Here is a 21657-nt window from a genome sequence, read left to right as displayed (position 1 = left end):
AAGGCTCCCGCGGTCTGTTGAAGAGGTCTCAGAGTTCGGCTACAGAGAGCGACAGGTCTGCGCGGGCAGCGGAGTCGGGAACGCCACGGTTGGTCCGGACCCCACCCCCGAGCCGATGAGATTCGCAGATACAGCGGAGCCGAGACCCTCCGCTCCTCCCCTTTTTCTTTTCGTCATAGGACTCCCATACTTCCCCCATGCTTTTTGTCAAACGCTTATTTACGTATCCCGCGGGAGCGAACGCTTTGATCGGGTTGCATCGTTTTCCTCCCGCGCCCGCCCAGGGCGCCTGTTTGGAGCAGTATGCATTCCCGGCGGGGCTGGCGCCCGAGTTGCGGGAGGTCTCTTGCCTGCGAGGGGCTGAGGGCGATCACGCCGGGAGGACCTGTCTGCAGCCTGACTGTCCGGCCCGTTTTTGTAAAAATCGGCGTTTATAGTATTTTTTTACTTGGCGGGAGCGGGGCTTTATTTGCCGGGGGCCTGTATGATATAATATTAATAGCTGCAATCCATCGGCTGAGCTCCCCCGCCAAAGGCGCGGGAGCGGAAAGAGGCGTATAAATGAAAGACATCAAGACTTATATACACAATCACCAAAAGCTCTCTTACACCGTGCTCTTGTGCGTCATGGGGCTTTGCATCAATTTTATCGGCTACAAGATCGCCCATTATTTTGATTTGCCTTTGTATCTCGATATCATAGGCAACGCTCTTTCGGCCGCTCTCGGAGGCTATATCCCCGCGTTTATAGTGGGCCTCTTTACCAACCTTATCAACGGTCTCAGCAACTATTACACCGCTTACTACAGCTTCATCAGCATGCTGATAGCCATCAGCGCGGCCTGGTTTGCCCAAAGGGGCTATTTTGACCGCCTGAGCACGCTGCCCATCATCATAGTCACCTTTGCCCTCATAGGCGGCATCTTCGGCACCATGCTCAACTGGGTGCTCAACGGCTTCTGGATCGGCGAAGGCTCCGCTTCCGGTCTGGCCTATTATTTCTCGGTGGTCAGGGGCATCCCTCCCTTTTATTCCCTGCTGCTGGCCGACCTGCTGGTGGACTTTTTTGACAAGACCATATCGGTGATCATCACCGTAGCCATAGTGAAGCTGCTGCCGGAGTCCTTCAAAAGCAAGTTCTACTTCTTCGGCTTCCGCAAGACGAAGGTCGCTCCCCTGGAGGATGAGGAAGGACGGCCGATCTCCGACCGCAAAAAGATGTCCCTCCGGACCAAGGTGGTGCTGCTGGTCTCCGGGGCCTGCATCATCATAGCCAGCTTTGTATCCGGTATCAGCTACAAGCAGTACCGGACCGGCGCGGTGGATCAGCAGATATACATCGCCCGCAGCATACTCCACATAGCCGCCAAAAACATCGATGCGGAAAAGATAGAGGAATATCTGGTGTTCGGAGAAGACGCGGAGGGCTATCGCGAGAGCGAGCGTCAGCTCAAGACCCTGATGGACAGCGCCGACAACATCGAATACGTCTATGCCTACAAGGTAGAGCCCGACGGCTGTCACGTGGTCTTTGATCCCGACACGGCGGACACGCCGGGAGAGGACCCGGGCACTGTGATACCCTTTGACGAAGCCTTCATGAAGGTTCTGCCCAAGCTCCTGGCGGGGGAGCCCATCGACCCCGTTATTTCCAACGAGCGTTACGGATGGCTGCTGTCTGTATATGAGCCTCTCCGGGACAAGGAGGGCAGGTGCCGGTGCTATCTGTGCGTGGACGTGAATATGAACTACATAGCCATCACCGGCTACCAGTTCCTGGCCCGGGTCATCAGCCTCTTCTTCGGCGTCTTTATCGTGCTGCTCACGCTGGCTATCTGGCTGGCGGAGCAAAATATCATCCTGCCTGTCAACAGGATAGCGGAGACCGCGAGCCAATTTGACTATTCCACCGAAGATTCCCGCTACGAGAACGTCAGCACTATAGCCGCTCTCGACATCAGGACCGGCGACGAGATCGAGAATCTCTACAACGCCATAGTCCGGACCACCAAGGACACGGTGAAGTTCATCGGTGAGATGAAGGAGCAGGAGGATAAGATCAACAAGCTGCAGACGGGCCTGATACTGGTGCTGGCCGACACGGTGGAGCAGAGGGATCAGTGTACCGGAGACCACGTGCAGAAGACCGCGGCCTACGCCGAGCTCATCATGGAGGAGCTCCAGAGACGGAATATGTATACGGACGTCATCACCGAGGAATTCAAGAAAAACGTCACTCTCACCGCCGCTCTCCATGACGTAGGCAAGATAAAGGTGCCCGACCGCATCCTCAACAAGCCCGGCAAGCTGACCGATGAAGAATTTGCCGACATGAAGCGGCATGCGGTATACGGCGGCAGGATCATACGAAAGGCCATCAGGCTCATAGGCGACGCCGATTCGGGCGGCTATTTTGCAGACGCCTCCAATCTGGCTCGCTATCATCACGAAAAATGGAACGGCATGGGCTATCCGGAAGGCCTCAAGGGAGAGGAAATACCGCTGGCTGCCCGTATCATGGCTGTGGCGGACGTGTTTGACGCTCTGGTGTCAGAGCGCCCCTACAAAAAGGGCTTTTCCTTCGAGAAGGCCATGTCCATCATCGAAGAGGGCAGCGGCTCACACTTTGATCCCACCATAGCGACAGTGTTCCTCGAAGCCGGGGACAAGGTGCGGGAGATCATGACCCGCCAGGAAAAGAAACTGGAAGATGATGACGAGGAGGATGAGGATATCTAAAGGTCCCACACCCGGCAGGCCGTATCCGGCTTGTCCGGGCAGTCCCTCACCGCGATCTCTCTGCTCTCGCCGGCCAGCAGGGTAAAATAGTTGTCCGAAAAATCGGCGTTCCCCGTGAGCTCCACGCAGCGGGCGTTGCCGTCGGAGGCTACAGCCAGTCTGTATTCCTCCGGAGCCGTGCGAAAAGCGGATATGAATATTCTGGGCATAGCCTCTGACGGTCCCGCGTAAAGGGACGCCAGAGGCTTGTTGTCTGTGTCCCTGACCACCGCTGCCGTTCCCCGGGACACCGTCTCCGCGCTGAAGGCGCTCACGCGCAGAGGCGACGAGCCGTCCTCAGTCTCCAGCATGCCGGCAAAGTCCCGGCAGGTCCTGTTCAGACACCGGATGGCGCCGTCCTCGGCAAAGAGGCTCAGGGGAGCCAGGGCCCGGGCCACAAAATATCGGGCGGGCCGGGCTGTCGCTTCGGAGCAGGGGATGCCTATGGTCTCTCCCGCGGCCAGGGCCCGGGCGGCGGCTTCTCCCGCGGACCGGGCGGCGGCTATATCGGCTGCCCTGTCCCCGGAGCGGGGGATGCGTATGAGCCGGGGCTCTGTGGTCAGGACCGCCAGACCGGCGGCCAGACAGGCGTCCCGGGAGCAGTCCTCCTCGGTCACCGTCAGGCCTCCGAAGCCCAGGGCTTCCATGTCCCGGAGCTCCTCCCCGGTGACCCGGGAAAGGGGCTTGCCCGTGACTGCCAGGGGCAGGGCCAGGCTTCTGCCGTTCAGTATGAGGCCGCCGTCCGAAAAGTCCGCGTCGCAGACTGCCAGATTTTTGGAGGCCACGTCCTGCAGGGCCCCTTCGGCCCTGACTCCCGCCATGAGCTCATATACAGAGGCTTCGCCTATGACGTTGGGCTGCCAGCACAGGACCTCCTTGATGCCGAAAAAGGCCTCCAGGGCGTATTCGCCGGGAGGGACCGTCTCGGTGATGACCGTCCTCTGCTCGTAGTCCTTTTGCTTCAACACCAGCACAAAGGATGCCTCCGAGGGGCCGGGCAGGCTGCTGCGGCATCTGACCGTCACCCACAGGTCCGCGTCCGGCAGCATGACGTCCGCCGCGGCTTCTATCCCTTCTATGGTGATCTGTTTTCTGAGCTTGTCTGACATGGGGAGCCTCCTTGTTTGTCCACTTTATTATACCAGCGAGCCGCCTCCGGTTGCAAGCTGTCTCCCTTGACATACACGCCAAAAAGAATTACAATATAATATGGCATAATTATTTAAGGAGACATCGCTCAAAATGAAAGAAAGATATCTGGAGGAATGCGAATTTTCTTCTTACGAAGATATGCGCAATCGCTTTAGGTTCAGGATACCCGACAACTTCAACTTCGGGTTTGACGTGGTGGACGCATGGGCAGACGAAGAGCCCGAAAAGCGCGCTTTGGTATGGGCCAACCCCCAGGGTGAGGAAAGGACCTTCACCTTTACCGACATCAAGCGCCTGTCCAACCAAACGGTCAACTACCTGAAGAGAGTGGGAGTAAAGAAGGGCGATGTAGTTATGCTGGTACTGAAGAGGCGCTGGGAATACTGGGTGATATCCGTGGCCTGCCACAAGCTGGGAGCCATAGCCCTTCCCGTGAACCACCTGATGAAGAAAAAGGATTTTTCCTACCGCATCAGCAAGGCCCGGGTCTCCTGCGTCTTCTGCGTCAATGAGGAAATGGCCATCAGGGAGCTGGAGGAGTCCATCGCTCACGACGCGCCCCATATCACCAACAAGATAGTGGTCCAGAGCCCCAGAGAGGGCTGGGCTTATTTTGACGACTGCATAGCCGGCGAGAGCGACGTGTTCGAAAGACCCACCGGAGCCGAGGCGACTCAGAATGACGACACTATGCTCATGTATTTCACCTCAGGCACCACCGGCATGCCCAAGCTGCTGCCCCACAACTATCTGTATCCCCTGGGGCACATCATCACGGCCTGCTACTGGCAGTGCGTGCAGAACAACGGTCTGCATCTCACCGTAGCCGACACGGGCTGGGCCAAGACGGGCTGGGGCAAGATATACGGCCAGTGGATAGGCGGCACAGCCAACATGGTCTATGACTTTGACCGCTTTCACGCCGACGAGATACTGTCTCTCATCGAAAAATACAAGCTCACCACCTTCTGCGCGCCTCCCACGGTGTACAGATTCATCATCAAGGAGGACTTGTCCAAATACGACTTTTCCTCTCTGACCCATTGCTGCACCGCAGGCGAGGCCCTGCATTCGGAGGTGTTCAACGCCTTTGAAAAGGCCACCGGCCACAAGATATACGAGGGCTTCGGTCAGTCCGAGGGCGTGGTCCTGCTGGCCACCTTCCCCGGCGTGACTCCCCGTCCCGGCAGCATGGGCAAGCCTTCTCCCGCCTACGACATACGCCTTCTGGACGAGAACCTGAAGGAAGTGGAGGTGGGCCAGGAGGGCCTGCTGGCCGTGAAGGTGGACGACGAATATCCCGTGGGCCTCTTCAAGGGCTACCTCTTCGATCTGGACGATCAGGAAGAGCGCTTCAGAGGCGGCTACTACTTCACCGGCGATATGGCCTGGCGGGACGAGATGGGCTACTATTGGTTCGTGGGCCGCAGCGACGACGTGATCAAGTCCTCCGGCTACAGGATCGGCCCCTTTGAGATAGAGAGCGTGCTCATGCAGCATCCCTCGGTGCTGGAATGCGCCGTCACCGGCGCCCCGGACCCCATCAGAGGCCAGGTGGTCAAGGCCACCATCAAGCTGGCCAAGGGCTACGAGCCCTCCGACGAGCTGTCCAAAGAGCTGCAGGAGTTCGTGAAGAAGAACACTGCTCCCTACAAATACCCCAGGCTGTTTGACTACGTGGACGAGCTGCCCAAGACCTTCTCCGGCAAGATCCGCCGCAAGGTCATCAGAGAAAGAGATAATATGGATACCAATCCAAATCAATAAAAACGGAGAGTACAAAAATGGGTTGTTTTAGTAATTTGAGCCCCGAACAGATCCAGAAAATGAGCGCCACCGTCGGCACTGTCTGTCTCAAGATCCTGCTGGTGATAATAATCTATCTCATCGTCCGCAAGATCCTGGACAAGATCATCGGGGTATGGGCAAAGAAAATGCTGACCATCACCAACAAGGTGGGCGAAAAGGTCGGCTCCCCCGAGCAGGTAGCGGCCAGAGTCCAGACTCTGGAGACCGTCCTCAGATCCACCGTAGCCTTTGTGCTGGGCTTTGTGATGATCATGATCCTGCTGGGCCTGGTAGGCATTGACCTGGCTCCTCTGCTGGCCACCGCCGGCGTGGCCGGTCTGGCCGTGGGCTTCGGCGCCCAGAAGCTGGTGAAGGACGTGGTGTCCGGCTTCATCATCATAGCCGAGAACCAGTACTGCGTAGGCGAAAAGGTGACCATCGGCGGAGCCACCGGCGAAGTAGTGGAGCTGGGTATCCGCTGCACCCGCATCAAGGATGAGGAGGGCAACATCCACATCCTGTCCAACGGAGACGTGGCAGCAGTGACCAATCACTCCAGGAATGAAGCATAGTTTTTCGAGAGGCTGCAAGGTGTCCCTTGCAGCCTCCGTGTATCTGAGGGCCCTGGCGGCTCTCTTTTTGGTGATCATGTCAAACGCTTGTATTTCTCAGGGGCTGCAGACCGGCCCCGACGGCAATATCACGTACAACGGCAAGGGCTATACGGCGGTCTTTTCCGCCGAATACGCCTGCCTCTCCGGCCTCCGGGCGGCAGGGGAGGAGCTCATAGACCAGAGACGCTTTTACCGCTGGTGCTCCCAGAGGTTCCAGCCGGGCTATTTTACCTCCGAATGGGACCTGCGGGAAGCCGTTTACGGCGGCAGTATGCAGGCGGAGGACGGCAAGGTGGTGTGCGCTGTGCCCGATATGGGCGTAGTCACCTATACCCCCGAGCCCGACCGCATCACCGTGGCCGTCACCAACACCTCCGGCTCCCCCAATCATTTTCTCACTGCCTTTACCTCCGCCATAGCGGCCGTGGGGCATCCCGTCACAGACGGACGGATAGTGTCTCCCGGCACCGTATGGCAGCCGGGCGCCGCGCTGGAGCCCGCCCGGTACAAGTGGGTCCTCAGGGAGGCCGGCTTTGTCAGCGAGGGCGACGCCCTGTGGGAGCAGACTCCATATACCCTGACCTCCATGATGGCTCATCTGGCTCTGGAGCCCGGGGAGACCAAGTCCTTCGTCATCGCTCCCTATGTCCCCGCCCGGGAGGACCGGGCTGCGGTCCAAAAGAAAGCGGAGCCTGCCCCCGGCCTGGAGCTCCTGTCGCCCCGGGACTGGCAGGTGTTTCAGAGGAGAGACAAGCTTGCGGGCAGCCTGCTCATTTCCGGCAGGATAAACGCGCGCTTTGACAAAGCCTTTTACCGGATCACCGGCAAGGGCCTCTCCGGCAGATCCTTCTCCGGCAAGTGGCAGCAGCTCTCAGCCCCCGAAGGCTCCTTTGACCTGCAGGTCGAGGGCCCAGCGGGAGGCTGGTACAGGGTGGAGGTCCGGGCAGAGCTCCGGGGCGAGACAGTGGCGGAGGCCGCGGCGGAGCGCGTGGGCATAGGCGAGGTCATAGTGGGCGCCGGACAGAGCAACTCCACCAATTGGGGCCAGGAGCTCATAGAGCAGACCTCCGGCATGGTGTCCATGACCGACGGCGTCCTCTGGCAAAGGCTGGAGGGGGCAGTCATAGGACCTCACGACCGCAGCGGCGGCGGCAGCTATTACGCAGCCCTCGGGGACAGGCTCTATGAGGAATTCGGAGTGCCCGTGGGCATAGCCTCCACCGGTCACGGCGGCTCCATAGTGGAGCACTGGGGCCCCGGAGGAGAGCTGTACGAATACATGACCGAGCGCCTGAGACAGCTGGGCAAGGGCGGCTGCCGGGCCCTGCTGTGGCATCAGGGCGAGTCCAACGCCAACTGCGACTCCGACGCCATCTACGAGGCCATGAAGACTATCATAGAGACATCCCGGCAGGATGCGGGCTGGTACGTGCCCTGGTTCGTGGCCAAGGTGAGCTACAACAACGCCGAGGCTCCGATGATAGAGCCTATCAGACGGGTGCACCAAAGGCTGTGGGACACAGGGGTGGCCCTGGAAGGGCCGGACACGGACCTGCTGACGGGGGACGCCAGAGATTATGACGGCGCGGGCATCCACTTTTCCAAAAAGGGCCTCAGGGCCCACGGGGAAATGTGGGCGGACAAGCTGATACCCTATATCCACTCCTGCATCGACAAGCCCTGACGCGAGACTTCCGGCCTGCGGGCCGGAAGTTTTTTGGATATTTATCCCCGGGGCCGCTTTACATTTTGGCCCCGTCCTGATATACTGAACATAGAAAAATCCACAAGGAACCCTATGCTGATATGAAAAAATATTTAGACAAGACCCTTTCCTTCAAAGAGAGAGCTAAGGCTCTGGTCGCTGAGATGACTCTGGACGAAAAGATATCCCAGACTCTCCACGAGAGCCCGGGCATAGAGAGGCTGGGCATACCTCCCCACAACTGGTGGAGCGAAGCCCTTCACGGCGTGGCCCGCAACGGCGTAGCCACCGTGTTTCCCCAGTCCATAGGCCTGGCGGCCGCCTGGGATCCCTGGCTCATCGAAGAGGTGGGCGACGTGATCTCCACGGAGGCCAGAGCCAAGCATCACGCCGCGGCGGCCAAGGGGGACTACGGCATATACAAGGGCCTCACCTATTGGAGCCCCAATATCAATATATTCAGAGACCCCAGATGGGGCAGGGGACAGGAGACCTACGGCGAGGACCCCTACCTGACAGCCAGGACCGGAGAGGCCTTCATCCGGGGACTCCAGGGCGACGACCCCAAGTATCTGAAGGTGTCCGCCTGCGCCAAGCACTTTGCGGCCCATTCCGGCCCCGAGTCCAAGCGGCACCACATGGACACCAACCCTCCCAAGAAGGACTTTTTCGAGACCTATCTCCCCGCCTTCGAGGCGGCAGTCAAGGCGGGAGTGGAGAGCGTGATGACCGCCTACACCCGCCTCTATGACGAGCCCTGCTCAGGCAACGAATTCCTGCTGAAGGACATTCTGAGAGGCCGCTGGGGCTTTGACGGACACGTGGTGTCCGACTGCGGCGCAGTGGAGGACTTTCACGTCCATCAGAAGGTGACCTCCTGCACTGCCGAATCGGCGGGCAAGGCCGTGAGGGCCGGCTGCGACCTGAACTGCGGCTACGCCTATTCCAATCTGGCCAAGGCCGTGGATGAGGGCTGGGTGACGGAGGAGGAGATCACTCAGGCGGTGGAAAGGCTCATGGTCACCCGGCTGAAGCTGGGCCTCTTTGCCGGCGACGACGACCCCTATGCGGACATGCCCTACGAGCTGGTGGACTGCGACGAGCACAGGGAGCTGGCCCTGCAGGCGGCGGAGGAGACCGTGACCATGGTGGTGAACAGAGATTCGTTCCTGCCGGTCAATCCCTTTACCCTGCAGAATATAGCCGTCATAGGCCCCAACGCCGCGGACCCCGTGGTGCTGCTGGGCAACTACAACGGCTTCCCCTCCAGGACTGCCACCATGCTCAGCGCCGTGCAGGACGCCGTGCCAGAAAGCTGCCGGGTGTGGTATGCCAAGGGCTGCGGCAGAGGCAAGACCGAGGACTTCATGCATGACAACGGAGGCATCACCGAGGCCGTCAAGGCTGCGGAAATGAGCGATATGGTGATACTGGTGGTGGGACTGGACTCCACCATAGAAGGGGAGGAGGGCGACGCCTTCAACTCCGACGCGGGAGGCGACAGAGGCTCCGTCTTTCTCACCGGCAAGCAGTATGAGCTCATAGAAGCTGTGAACGCCGTGGGCAAGCCCGTGGTCATAGTGGCTGTCAACGGCGGACCCGTGGCCATCGACGCGGACAAGTATCCCGCCGTGAAGGCTCTGCTCTACGCCTACTACGGCGGCCAGTCTGCAGGCACTGCAGTGGCCAACGTGATCTTCGGCAGCTGCAATCCCGCAGGCAGACTGCCCTATACGGTGGTGAGGAGCGTTGAGGACCTGCCCGATTTTGAAGATTACAGCATGGAGGGCAGGACCTACAGATACTTCCCCGGGGACAAGACGCCTCTCTATCCCTTCGGCTTTGGCTTCGGCTTTTCGCGGTTTGGCTATGACGGCGTGACTGCGGAATACTCGCCGGAGGACGAGACCGTGGAGGTGGCCTGCCGGGTCACCAATCAGGGGCCCTTTGACGGCGACGAGGTGGTGCAGGTCTATATCACCCGGAGAGAGGGGTGCCCCTGCAAGTACCCGGTCCGCCAGCTGGCTGCTTTTGAGAGAGTATACGTGAAGGCAGGAGAGACGGAAGAAGTGTATCTCACGGTGGACAGGGACAGCCTGTGCTATTATAATGACGAGGGAGAGAAGGTGTTTGCCCACGGCAGCATCACCCTGTCGGTGGGAGGCAGCCAGGGGGACAAGCGGTCCCTGGAGCTGGGAGCCCCCGCAAACACGGAGATCACCGTAGAAATATAGGCGTCTCTTGTTTTTTGACTAAGGATAGTATATAATCATAATTGAAATACCCATACAAGGAGACTTATCATGCCCGAATTAAAAGGAACCAAGACCGAGGCCAACCTGCAGGAAGCGTTTGCGGGAGAATCTCAGGCGAGAAATAAATACACCTATTATGCCAGCAAGGCCAGGAAGGAAGGCTACGAGCAGATAGCCGATATCTTCATCGAGAGCGCCGACAACGAGAAGGAGCACGCCAAGATATGGTTCAAGCTGCTCCACGACGGAGACGTGCCCGAGACCATGGCCAATCTGATGGACGCCGCCGCCGGCGAGCACGGCGAGTGGACAGACATGTATGCCCGCATGGCCAAAGAGGCCAAGGAAGAGGGCTTTGACATGATCGCCGCTCTGTTTGAGCTGGTGGCCAAGATAGAGAAGGAGCACGAGGAGAGATACAACAAGCTCATCGCCAATCTGAAGGAAGGCAAGGTCTATGCCAAGGATGACACCGTCATCTGGAAGTGCGCCAACTGCGGCCATATCCACATAGCCAAGAACGCCCCCAAGATGTGCCCCGTCTGCAAGCATCCTCAGTCCTTCTTTGAGGTCAAGGCAGAAAACTATTAGACCCGCTGATAAAAAGCCGGAAGGTATGACCTTCCGGCATTTTTTATGCGTCCCGGAAAAAGGGGCCCACGTCTCCGGACAGGGGCTCTGCGAAGTCCGGCGCCAGGGTAAAATTGGCGGGAGTCTTGTCCTCCTTGTCCCTGTCCCTGTCCTTTTCCTTTTCTTCCCCGGGCAGGGGCTCGGTCTCAAAGGAGCAGCCGTGGGTGAGGAAGTTCAGCACCGTGAGTATGAGCATGAGGAATAAGAGATACTGGACGCAGCCCGCGCAGCCAAAGCAGCCGCAGCCGTTGTCCTTTTTCTTCGGCTCCCGCCTTCTGCGGCCGGGCTCGTCTCCCATATTGATGGTGTATTCGGGGACGCCAAAGCCCGTGTGGGAGGGCTTGGGAGCGCCGGGGGCTATGGCAAGGCCCTCTGCCGTGGGGACTATCCTGTAGGGGTTGCCGTCCGAGAGCAGCAGGGCGTCGGGAGCCAGCTCGCCTGCCTCCAGCAGATACAGGATCTCCCGCTCGGTGAGATTGTGATAAAACCTGTGATAGCCCTGGACGCTGTAGAGCCTCCTGAAGGTCCCGCCGTTCTGACCCACGCCGCCGCCCATGTCGTAGAGCCTGCGCTTGGCCGGGTCGCCCAGCACGGAGTAGGCCTCGTTGATGGTCTTGAACATATCCTCGGCCTCCGGACTCTTGTTGATGTCCGGATGGTATTTTCTGGCCAGGCTTCTGTAGGCCGCTTTTATCTCGCTCTGGTCCGCGCTGCGGGGGACCCCGAGTATCTCATAATAGTTTTTCATTTACAGATATAGCGCAGGGCGTCCTCCGGCAGAGCCGGGCGGGCGCAAACAGAAAGAACAGCCGTGTGGCTGTTCTAACGTATGAATTCTTCGTAGCTGATCTGAGTGATGGCGGGGTTGTTGTCCGAGACCGGCTTCAGGCTCACCGAAGGCCTGGAGTCCCGGCTGACTGCCAGATATATGTTGCACCTGGCGCAGGGTGTTGACTGACCCACAGTGTCGGGACCCGCCCACTGGCCGGAGGTGAAATTGGTATAGTATACGCCGTAGTTGCCGGCGGTCATGCTTATCCTGGCTGTCTTGCCCTTGTAGAGGAACACGGAGAGCACCTTGGCTCCCGAGTCCATGTTCTTGATGATGACGTAATAATAGTCCTTGCCTCTGGGGACCGACACCGTGACCGGGATGTTGCCGGCTGTGTCCACGTACCACCGTATGGACCCGTTGGGAGGCAAGCCCACCACCGGGGTGGAGGCCTGATTGCCGTACTCCGGCACATCCAGCATGGGATCCGTGACCATGGCGGGAGTGGGCTCCTTGGGCCCCAGGGCCCTCTGGAAGAACTGTATGGTGCCTATGATGATGATGGTGGCCAGGAGGAAGAGCATCACCCTGCCTCTGGCCGAGTGGATGAGGTCGTACCAGTAGAAGTGCATGGCGTCCCGCAGGTTGCCTTCCGGCTCCTCCTGAACGGTGGCGCCGGTGGGGTCCGCATAGTATTTGTTCTTGTTGTTGCCCATATCCACCGGGGAAAAGGTCACCTTTGCTCCGTCAAAGCCGGTGATCCTGTAAGGCTTGCCCTTGTGGAAAATGATGGTGGACTCGTCTATGCGGCCTTTGTTGAGGCATCTGACCAGGGTGGCCAGAGACACGCCCTCGTATCTGCGGTTCTTGCCCGAAAAGCTGTAGTTGTTGTCGTTGCTGCGGCGGGAATCCTCTTCCTCCGCCTTCAGCTCATAGTCGTACTTGCCTTTTTTCTCGGGTCTTTTCAGCACAGAGTAGGCTTCGTTGATCTCCCTGAACATATCTGCGGCGTCAGGGCTCTTGTTGATGTCGGGATGATATTTCCTGGCCAGCGCGTAATACGCGGCCTTGATCTCATCCTTCGAAGCCAGTCTGGATATGTGAAGTATCTGATAATAGTCTTTCATATTTCTCTTTGCAGTAAAGGTACCTGATTAAATACCTGCAATACTATTATATACTAAATCAAAGAAGTAAAGCAAGCGAAAGAGGCCGAAAATAATCTGAATCGGGAAAAAAGGCGCCTTTCTCAATAATATAGACTGCCCGGGTCTCTCGCGTGTTCCTTTTTGCGGGGCAGGGGCGCGGCTTGAATAATTGGCCCTTTTATGGTATAAATTAATTAGAAAAACCCTGAGGAAGTCGAGCGTTGAAAAAAATCATCCTGTGCATCCTGCTGATACTGGCGGCGTCCTCCGTCATGGCAAAGGAGACCATCACCTTCTGGTACGGAGCCTCCCCCGACGAAAGGATCGCCTATGAGCAGATGATAAAGGCATTCGAGAAGCAGCATCCGGACATAGCTGTCAACGGCGTTCTGGTGCCCCAGGCCTACGTGGAAAGGAAGCTGACCCTGTCCATCGCCGGCAAGGTGCCACCGGACGTGGTGCGTTTTTACGCCCACCTGGGCGGCGGCATGATGAGCCGCGGCGCCCTGGAGGAGCTGGACAGCCTGGTCAGGGAGGACGGCTTTGGTCTGGAGGACTTTTATCCCGCCGGACTGGAGCAAAACACCTACAAGGGGGTCCTCTACGGACTGCCCTGGGTGCTGAGCCCCAACGCTCTCTATTACAACAAGGCTCTGTTCAGGGAGGCGGGTCTGGACCCGGAGAGGCCTCCGAAGACCTGGCAGGAGCTCAGGGAATACGCCCGCAAGCTCACCAAATACGACAAGGACGGCAAGCCCGTCCGGCTGGGCTTTTCGGCCTTTTTGTACAACCCCAACAACTTCGCCATGTATCTCTGGCAGCTGGGGGGAGAGCTGGTGGACCCGGAGACCCAAAAGGCCGTCTTCAACACCCGGGAGGGGGCGGAGGCCCTCAGGTTCATGTCCTCCTTCATCAGGGAGGAGACGGGAGATGTCAACACCCTGCAGAACTTCAACTCCCAGTTTCACGGCAACGTGAACGACCCCTTTGGCAACGGGGCCGTGGCCATGTTCGTGGACAATCCCTACAAGTCGTCTATATTCAGAGCCAATTATCCCGATCTGGATTATGGCATAGCCACGGTGCCCTACGGCAAATATCCCGCCAGCGAGATAGTGGGCAACAGCCTGGTGATACCCCGGGGCTCCCGGCACAAGAGAGCCGCCTGGGAATTCATCAAATTTGCCGCTTCCCGGGAGCAGATGATCAAGGTGTGCAGCGCAGGGGGCAGGATACCGGCCCGGCGCTCCGCCGCCACCGACGACACCTTTTGCCAGGATCCCATCTTCAAGGGCTTCATAGACCAGCTCCCCTACGGCAAGACCATCCCCATAGTCCCGGGCTGGGCCGAGGCCTCCGCGGAGATGGCCTCCCGGATAGAGCTGTATCTCAAGGGCAAAAAGACGGAAAAGGAGACTCTCGACGAGGCCGAAAAGCGGGTCAACGCCATCATAGCTCAGGCGGACGAAGACATGAGCGGCTTCCGGCCCGTCAATTGGCGGCTGCTGGGGATACTGCTCTTCGGAGCCCTCGCCCTTTTTGCCGTCCTGTGGACGGTCTGGACCCTGAAAGAGACCAAGGGCCACCCCCGGGAACGCCGGGAGACCGGAGAATTCTATCTCATGATACTCCCCTGGATCATAGGCTTTGTGGTGCTCACTCTGGGCTCCGTGCTGGCGTCACTGGTGTTTTCCTTCTCCAAATGGGACGTGATCAACACGGCCTGGGCCATAGGCTTCAGAAACTTTGCCGAGCTTTTCCGGGACGAAAAGTTTGTCAGATCCATATGGGTGACCACGGTCTATACCCTGTGGGCGGTGCCCCTGTCCGTGGTGTTCGGACTGCTGGTCAGCGTGCTGCTCAACAAGACGAACCGCTTCGTGGAGGCCGCCCGGACCCTGTATTATCTGCCCTCGGTCATCAGCGGCGTCGCCACCTCGGTGCTGTGGATCAATATATTTGCCCCTTCGGGGCTCCTCAACAACTTTTTGGGCCTGCATATAGTCCCCTGGATAGAGCGGGGCAGGCTGGTGTGGCTGTCCATGATGTCCAACGCCGACGGGTGGCTGCTGGTGCCCAAGCTGTGCATACCCGCCTTTGTCATCATGAGCGTGTGGTCCGTGGGCTCCTCCATGATCATTTATCTGGCGGCCCTGCAGGGGGTGCCGGCGCAGCTGTATGAGGCGGCGGATCTGGACGGGGCCGGAGGAGCCAGAAAGCTCTTCGGCATCACCCTGCCGCTGATCACTCCCGCCATATTCTATCAGCTGATCACGGGCATCATATTCAGCCTGCAGATGTTTACCCAGGCCTTCATCCTGAACAACGGCTCCGGAGGCCCCGAGGACGCGTCTCTGTTCTACGGCCTGTATCTCTACAATCAGGCCTTCAGCTACCTCAACGTGGGCAAGGCTTCGGCCATGGCCTGGATGCTGTTTCTGGTGGTCATGCTTATCACCCTTATCAACTTCAAGCTGGCCAACAAGTGGGTATATTACGAGAGCGAGTCATGAAAAGAACCAATATCATATCAGAGATACTCAGGTATCTGGTCATCATAGCCCTGGCGGCATTGTTTCTGGCTCCCCTGCTGTGGATGCTGGCTGCCTCCGTGTCCAACGTGGAGGAGATAGGCAAGGCCAGATTTCTCTTCGTTCCCAAAAAGATAGACCTAGCCAACTACCGCTACGCCCTGACCCTGATGCCCTTCGGCAGGTATTTTCTCAACACCTGTCTGGTGACGGGACTGGGCATAGCGGGCACACTGATCAGCTCCTCCATGGCGGCCTACGTCTTTGCGCGGCTGAAGGCTCCGGGCAAGCAGGGCGTCTTCCTGCTGGTGCTCTCCACCCTGATGCTGCCGGCCATGGTGACCTGCGTGCCCCAGTTCGTCATTTTCAAGAGCCTGGGCATGTATGACACCCTGTGGCCCCTGATACTGCCCTCCTTTTTCGGCAACGCCCTGTACATATTCCTGTTCAGGCAGTTTTTCCTGACCATCCCGGCGGAGCTGGAGGATGCGGCCAGACTGGACGGCTGCAGCACCTGGCAGGTGTATCTGAAGATACTCATGCCTCTCTCCAAGCCCGTGGCAGTGTCGGTCATGGTGTTTGCCTTCGTGGGCTACTGGAACGACTTTATGACTCCCCTCATATATCTCAATTCCGTGGAAAACAGGACTCTGGCGCTGGGACTGGCCACCTTTTCCGACGTGCAGGGAGTGGACATAGTGTCGCTGATGGCGGCCTCCACCGTCACCCTGCTGCCGGTGGTGATCCTGTTCTTCGTGGCCCAGAAGTTCTTTGTGAAGGGAGTCGTCACCACCGGTATCAAGGGATGAACCTGTCGGGCATCCAGAAGCAGGTGGTCCGGACCTGCGGCGAATACGGCCTGCTGCCTCCCGGCACCAGGGTGGTGTGCGGAGTGTCCGGAGGCAAGGACAGCATGGCGCTGGTGACTGTGCTGGCGTCCCTGAAGGAATATCTGTCCATCGAATTGACGGCAGCCGTGTATATCACCGGCAGCTACGACCTGGCTTTCGAGCCCCTGCCGGCTCCGGCGGCGGCATATCTGAGCAGCCTGGGCGTCAGGCTCACCGAAAGGCCCATCACCGGCGAGGCGGAGCCCGCTCCCCTGAGCTGCTACCGCTGCGCAGCCCTGAGGAGGAAAGCCCTGCTGGAGGCTGCCCGGGACGAAGGGGCCACGGCGCTGGCGGTGGCTCACACCGCCGACGACGCGGCGGAGACCGCCCTGCTGGAGCTGCTCTCCCGGGGCAGGTGGAGCTCCCTCGAACCAAAAAGAGATTATTTCGGAGCCGTGACTCTCGTCAGGCCCCTTATAGGGGTGGAGGGGAAGGCGGTGGAGGCCTACGTCCGCCGCCGCAATATACCTCTGGCGGAGAGCCGGTGTCCTCTGGCCCTGACCTCCCGCAGAGCGGCGGCGCGAGACCTGCTCCGGGAGTGCCGCAGCCGGTTTCCCGATGCGGCGGAAAATCTGCTGAAGGCTGTGAATAGGTGTAAGTATGATGAATAAACTGATCACAAAGCTGATGGTAATCATGGCGGCGGCCCTGCTGCTGCCGGCGGTCCCTTCGGGGGCTGCGGAGACTGTGCGCGTGCTGCTGCCCTGGCTGCCCCAGTCCCAGTTTGCGGGAGTCTATATGGCCCAGAAGCAGGGCTTTTATACCGAAAGGGGCATAGACGTCAGGATCAGCCACGCGGACTCCAAGACCATAGGGGTCAACGAGCTCAAAAAGGGCAAGTACGACTTCATCCTGTGCTGGTGCCTGTCCGGGCTCATGGCGGCGGGCAACGGAGACGATATTGTGAACATCTGTCAGGTGGTCAACCGCTCCAACTGTATCCTGGTGACCAGAAAGCACAGCGGTATCAACACCCTGGAGGACCTGAAGGGCAAGCGCCTCAGCACCTGGATCAACGCCGACGCCGGATATCCGGTGAAGCTGGCTCTGGCCTCCAACGGCATCAATATGAAGCTCTACGACCAGAATACCACCAACTCCCTGTTTCTCATAGGGGGCGTGGACGTGTGCACCTGCCTCACCTACAACGAATACAACAACCTGTATTATTCCGGTCTGGATTACAGCGATATGAAGATCTTTACACTGGCGGAGATGGGGGTGGACCTGCCCGAGGACGCCATATTCTGCACCCACAAGACCCTGGAGACCCGCCGGGCCCAGTGCCGGGCCTTTGTGACCGGCACCCTGCTGGGCTGGGAATACGCCGAGTCTCACAGGGATGAGGCCCTCAAAGAGGTGATGAACCGCACCAACGAGGCCCACCTGCGCTGCAGTCCCGCTCACATGAAGTATATGCTGGATGCCATACTGCCCTCCATCTTTTCCCGGGACCACAAGTGGAAGACCGGCACCCTGTCCCGGAGGCAATTCAACAACTGCGTGTATCTCATGGATAAGAACGGCTTCATCAAACGCAAGCCCACCTACGCGGAGTTCTACAAGGGGATGGGTCTATGATAATGCGCAAGCTCAAAATAACCACCAGGCTGTCGCTCTACGTCATCCTCGGCTGCTCTCTCATTGTGGTGCTGCTCAGCGTCATCAACTACAGAGTGGGTAAGATCATAGGCTACAAGGAGACCGTGGAACGCACCGTGTATATGGTGTCCAGCAACGCCAACAAGATCGATTCGACCCTGAGCAGCATCGCTTCGGTGGTGGATTTTGCCGCCAAGACCTCGGATATGAGCGAGGAAAGCCTCAGGACCCTGCTGCCCAGCATAGTCCGCTCCAACAGCTCCATCAACGGCTCTGCCTTCGTGTACAACACGGACGTGCAGCTGAGGAACGTCTATTGCTACAGGGACGGGGACGGCTCCATAGTCTTTTCGCCTCCCACCTATGACTACAGCAGCGCGGACTGGTACACCCTGGCCCGGGATACGGGCCGGTCCTGCTGGATCGAGCCCTATTATGACGAAGGCGGCACCGAGCTGCTGATGGTCACCTATTCGGCCCCGGTTTACAGAGGGGAAGGGGAGGACCGGGAGTTCCTGGGAGTCCTCACCGCCGACGTCACTATACAGTGGATACAGGAGCTGATGGAGAGCTATCAGGACAAGGTGCACAACTACCATTTCCTGATCACCGGCACCGGCACCGTCATATATCACCCCGAGTCCAAATACGTGATGAACGAGACCATCTTTTCCGTGGCGGAGGGCGAAAATATGCCTGCCCTGCGGAGCATCGGCAAGAATATGCTTGCCGGCGTGTCCGGCTTTGGCTCCTTTGGCTATTCCACGGTCACGGGCAAGCGCTGCGAGATGGCCTACGCTCCCATCGTGTCCACGGGCTGGTCCCTGGGCTACGTGGTCCCCACCCGCTATCTCTTTTTCAATCTGGAGCTCATGAACAGGACCATCATACTGGTGGGATTCATGGGCATCATCATACTGGGCATAGTGGTGGTGAGGATAGCCAGACAGATACTCTATCCCGTGAAGGACCTGGAGCTGGCTGTCAGAGAGTATTCCAAGGGCAATCTGGACTATCAGCTGCCGGAGCCCGAGCATGAGGACGAGATCAGCACCCTGATATACGAGTTCAACAAGATGAAGGACGATATCAAGGAGCAGATAGCCATCATCCGCAAGGCCGACTCCGACAGGGAAAAGGCCGAGAGCGAGCTGAAGATAGCCTGGAGCATACAGGACAGCATGCTGCCCAAGGACTTTGACAGCGTGTGCTCGGACATCCTGGACATCTACGCCTTCGTCCGGCCCGCCCGTCAGGTGGGCGGCGACCTCTACGACGTGTTTCGCATATCTCCCACCCGGGTGGCAGTGCTCATAGGCGACGTGTCCGGCAAGGGACCCAGCGCCGCTCTCTTCATGAGCATGGTCATCACCACCGCCAAGGTGCTCTGGAAGGAAGGCATGTCGCCCTCCGAGGCTCTGGAAGTGGTGAACCGGGAGGTGTCCCGGTCCAACTCCACCGATATGTTCGTGACTCTGCTCTTCGGCGTCATAGACGAAGCCGAGGAGACCTTCACCTACTCCCTGGCAGGACATCCCGCCCCCTATCTGTGCACTTCCGACGGCGGTATCACCCAGCTGGAGAGGCTCAAGGGACGCCTGGCGGGAGTCTTCGAAAACGGCAAATACACCGAGAAGACCGTGCCCTTCCATCCCGGCGACATGCTCTACATGTTCACCGACGGCGTGGACGAGTGCATGAACACGGAGAACCTGCAGTTCGGACACGAGCGCATCAGATACTCCCTCAGGAAAAACGGCAGAGAGTCGGCCAGGGCTGTGTGCGACGCCTTTTACGCCGACCTGAAGGAATACGCAGGCGAAGCGGAGCAGTCCGACGATATCACCATGCTCTGCGTCATCCGGAAAGGACTGGAGTAGTGGCTCTCATCACCTGCCAGAACATCTCCAAAAGCTACGGTGTGAGGGACCTGTTTGAGGGCGTGTCCTTCCTCATGGAAAAAAGCAGCCGCAAGGCCCTCATAGGGGACAACGGCACCGGCAAGTCCACCATCATGAAGATACTTGCCGGCGAGCTCTCCCCGGACAGCGGCCGGGTCCAAAAGGAGACGGGAGTCTCCGTGGGCTATCTGCCTCAGGACTCCGGCTTTGACGGCGATTTTGAGCTGCTGGGCTCCGTGGCCTGCGCTTCGCCGGAGCTGGCGGAGAGCTACGCCCGCCTGCGCTCCTGCCGGGAGAGGCTGGAAGCGGAGCCCGACTCCAACTCAGCCGCCGCCGAGCTGGGAGACGCCTCCCATGAGTTCGAAGCGCTGGGGGGCTTTGGCCGTCTGGAGCAGGCCCGCATCGTGCTTCTGATGCTGGGCTTTCTGCCTCAGGAGACGGATATGCTGCCCCGGCACCTCAGCGGCGGCCAGAAGACCAGAGCCCATCTGGCCCGGCTCCTGCTGGGAGAGCACGACCTGCTGCTGCTGGACGAGCCCACCAACCATCTGGATATAGACGCCTGCGAGAGATTTGTGGAATACCTCAGGGGCCAGTATCAGGGCGCGGCCCTCATCATCAGCCACGACAGATATTTTCTGGACCAGATCTGCGATTCGGTGCTGGCTCTGGAGGGGGGCTGTGTGTCGGAATACAAGGGCAATTATTCGGCCTATTCCGACAAGAGAAGGGCGGAGCTCCTGGTCCTGGAGAAGGAACGGGAGCAGCAGAAAAAGACCGCCCAGAGGCTGGAGGAAGCCATCCAGACCCTCTTTTCCCACCGCAATTTCTCCGGCCGGGACAGTCTGGTCAAGAAGCTGCAGCGCATCAGGCCCGTGAAAGAGATATCCGACCCCAGACGCATGAGCGTGCGCATCGCTCCCGACCTGCTCAGCGGCAGGGAGGTGCTGCGGGTCAGGGGCCTGTCCAAGTCCTACGGCGGCAAGACCCTGCTCCGGGACGTGGATTTTGCTCTGGACAGGGGAGACAAGGTGGGCGTAGTGGGGCCCAACGGCTCCGGCAAGAGCACCTTTATCAAGATACTTCACGGAGAGGTGCCCGCCGACGGCGGCACCCTGACCTTCGGCGCCAACGTGAGGATGGCCTATTTTGCCCAGGAGTTCGATCATCTGGACCCGGGCCGCACGGTGCTGGAGGAGCTGCTGCTCTCCACGGACATCTCCTCCTCCGAGGCCAGGACCCTGCTGGGCAGGTTTTTGTTCTCCGGGGACGACGCCTTCAAGACGGTGGAGCAGCTCTCCGGCGGCGAAAAATGCCGGCTGAGCCTGGCTGTCATCATGGCGGAAAAGCCCAATCTGCTGCTGCTGGACGAGCCCACCAACCATCTGGATACCGCCAGCTGCGAGATACTGGAAAACGCCGTCCGGGAATACGAGGGGACGGCGGTCATCGTGTCCCACGACAGATATTTTCTGGAGAGGACGGCCGGGGTCACCGCAGAGATCAGGGACGGCCGCTTTACGGTATATCCGGGGCCTTATTCCTACTACAGGGAAAAGGCGGTCCGGCCCGAGCAGCCCGCGCCTCCCGTCAAGCCCAAAGCCGCCTCCGGTCCCGACAACAGGGCCCTGCGGCAGCAGGCCAAGCCCCTGAAGGCGGAGCTGAAGGCTCTGGAAGCGGAGATAGAAAGCTGCGAGGAGCGCATGAAGGAGATCACTCTCCTGATGGGGGACGAGTCGGTGTACAGGGACGGCAGCGCCCGGGAGCTGAGCCTGGAATATTCGGAGCAGCAAAAAAAGCTGGAGGAGCTCATGAAAAAATGGGAATCTCTCCAGGAGGCTATTGACAGCATAGAGGCGAAAATAGTATAATATTAAAGTGACTGTTTTTT

15 protein-coding genes are annotated in these 21657 nt (G+C 59.0%); 12 read left to right on the top strand and 3 right to left on the bottom strand.

The window, feature by feature from the left end; genetic code table 11:
* Positions 1–561 precede the first annotated feature (561 nt).
* Positions 562–2739: an HD domain-containing protein gene (locus IK083_08625; protein ID MBR4749615.1), complete on the top strand. Its 2178-nt coding sequence runs from the start codon at positions 562–564 to the stop codon at positions 2737–2739.
* Here IK083_08625 and IK083_08620 read toward each other — a convergent pair.
* Positions 2736–3887 carry a hypothetical protein gene (locus IK083_08620; protein ID MBR4749614.1) on the bottom strand — a complete coding sequence of 384 codons (1152 nt, stop codon included), beginning with the start codon at positions 3885–3887 and terminating at the stop codon, positions 2736–2738. The two genes, IK083_08625 and IK083_08620, sit on opposite strands and share 4 nt — an antisense overlap.
* 133 nt (positions 3888–4020) lie before the next feature.
* Here IK083_08620 and IK083_08615 point away from each other — a divergent pair, with 133 nt between their 5' ends.
* The 5 genes from IK083_08615 to IK083_08595 all read left to right on the top strand — a co-directional run bounded on the left by IK083_08615 (position 4021) and on the right by IK083_08595 (position 10883).
* Positions 4021–5697, top strand: coding sequence for an AMP-binding protein (locus IK083_08615; GenBank protein ID MBR4749613.1), 1677 nt, complete (start codon positions 4021–4023; stop codon positions 5695–5697).
* Between the two features lie 59 nt (positions 5698–5756).
* Complete coding sequence (locus IK083_08610) at positions 5757–6290, top strand: mechanosensitive ion channel (protein MBR4749612.1); 534 nt, start codon at positions 5757–5759, stop codon at positions 6288–6290.
* Entirely contained in the window at positions 6280–8016 is a 1737-nt protein-coding gene (locus IK083_08605) for a hypothetical protein (protein ID MBR4749611.1), read from the top strand. The genes IK083_08610 and IK083_08605 overlap by 11 nt, the downstream gene beginning before the upstream one ends.
* Positions 8017–8138: 122 nt before the next feature.
* Positions 8139–10271: a glycoside hydrolase family 3 C-terminal domain-containing protein gene (locus tag IK083_08600; GenBank protein ID MBR4749610.1), complete on the top strand. Its 2133-nt coding sequence runs from the start codon at positions 8139–8141 to the stop codon at positions 10269–10271.
* Positions 10272–10340: 69 nt separating this feature from the next.
* Positions 10341–10883 carry a rubrerythrin family protein gene (locus IK083_08595; protein MBR4749609.1) on the top strand — a complete coding sequence of 181 codons (543 nt, stop codon included), beginning with the start codon at positions 10341–10343 and terminating at the stop codon, positions 10881–10883.
* A 43-nt stretch (positions 10884–10926) separates the two neighbouring features.
* Here IK083_08595 and IK083_08590 read toward each other — a convergent pair whose 3' ends face one another.
* Both IK083_08590 and IK083_08585 read right to left on the bottom strand, forming a co-directional pair.
* Entirely contained in the window at positions 10927–11670 is a 744-nt protein-coding gene (locus IK083_08590) for a DnaJ domain-containing protein (GenBank protein MBR4749608.1), read from the bottom strand.
* A gap of 74 nt (positions 11671–11744) precedes the next feature.
* Entirely contained in the window at positions 11745–12821 is a 1077-nt protein-coding gene (locus tag IK083_08585) for a J domain-containing protein (GenBank protein MBR4749607.1), read from the bottom strand.
* A 242-nt stretch (positions 12822–13063) separates the two neighbouring features.
* On the opposite strand from IK083_08585, the gene IK083_08580 reads away from it, so the two are divergent.
* From IK083_08580 to IK083_08555, 6 genes are read left to right on the top strand one after another with little or no spacing between them, the layout of a single operon-like run.
* Positions 13064–15355, top strand: a complete 2292-nt coding sequence (locus tag IK083_08580) for an extracellular solute-binding protein (GenBank protein MBR4749606.1) — start codon at positions 13064–13066, stop codon at positions 15353–15355.
* Entirely contained in the window at positions 15352–16182 is an 831-nt protein-coding gene (locus IK083_08575; protein MBR4749605.1) for a carbohydrate ABC transporter permease, read from the top strand. The genes IK083_08580 and IK083_08575 overlap by 4 nt, the downstream gene beginning before the upstream one ends.
* Positions 16179–16874 (top strand): hypothetical protein, encoded by a 696-nt coding sequence (locus tag IK083_08570; GenBank protein ID MBR4749604.1) that lies wholly within the window; start codon positions 16179–16181, stop codon positions 16872–16874. The genes IK083_08575 and IK083_08570 overlap by 4 nt, the downstream gene beginning before the upstream one ends.
* Positions 16867–17844, top strand: coding sequence for an ABC transporter substrate-binding protein (locus IK083_08565; GenBank protein ID MBR4749603.1), 978 nt, complete (start codon positions 16867–16869; stop codon positions 17842–17844). The genes IK083_08570 and IK083_08565 overlap by 8 nt, the downstream gene beginning before the upstream one ends.
* Positions 17841–19745, top strand: coding sequence for a SpoIIE family protein phosphatase (locus IK083_08560; protein MBR4749602.1), 1905 nt, complete (start codon positions 17841–17843; stop codon positions 19743–19745). Before IK083_08565 ends, IK083_08560 begins: the two co-directional genes overlap by 4 nt.
* Complete coding sequence (locus tag IK083_08555) at positions 19745–21637, top strand: ABC-F family ATP-binding cassette domain-containing protein (GenBank protein MBR4749601.1); 1893 nt, start codon at positions 19745–19747, stop codon at positions 21635–21637. Before IK083_08560 ends, IK083_08555 begins: the two co-directional genes overlap by 1 nt.
* The last annotated feature ends 20 nt before the right edge of the window (positions 21638–21657 follow it).

It is taken from the genome of Abditibacteriota bacterium, from assembly GCA_017552965.1.
Taxonomy (GTDB): Bacteria; Armatimonadota; UBA5829; order UBA5829; family UBA5829; genus RGIG7931.
Note: the sequence above shows the minus strand (reverse complement) of the source record. Positions and strands in the feature narration are given on the sequence as shown.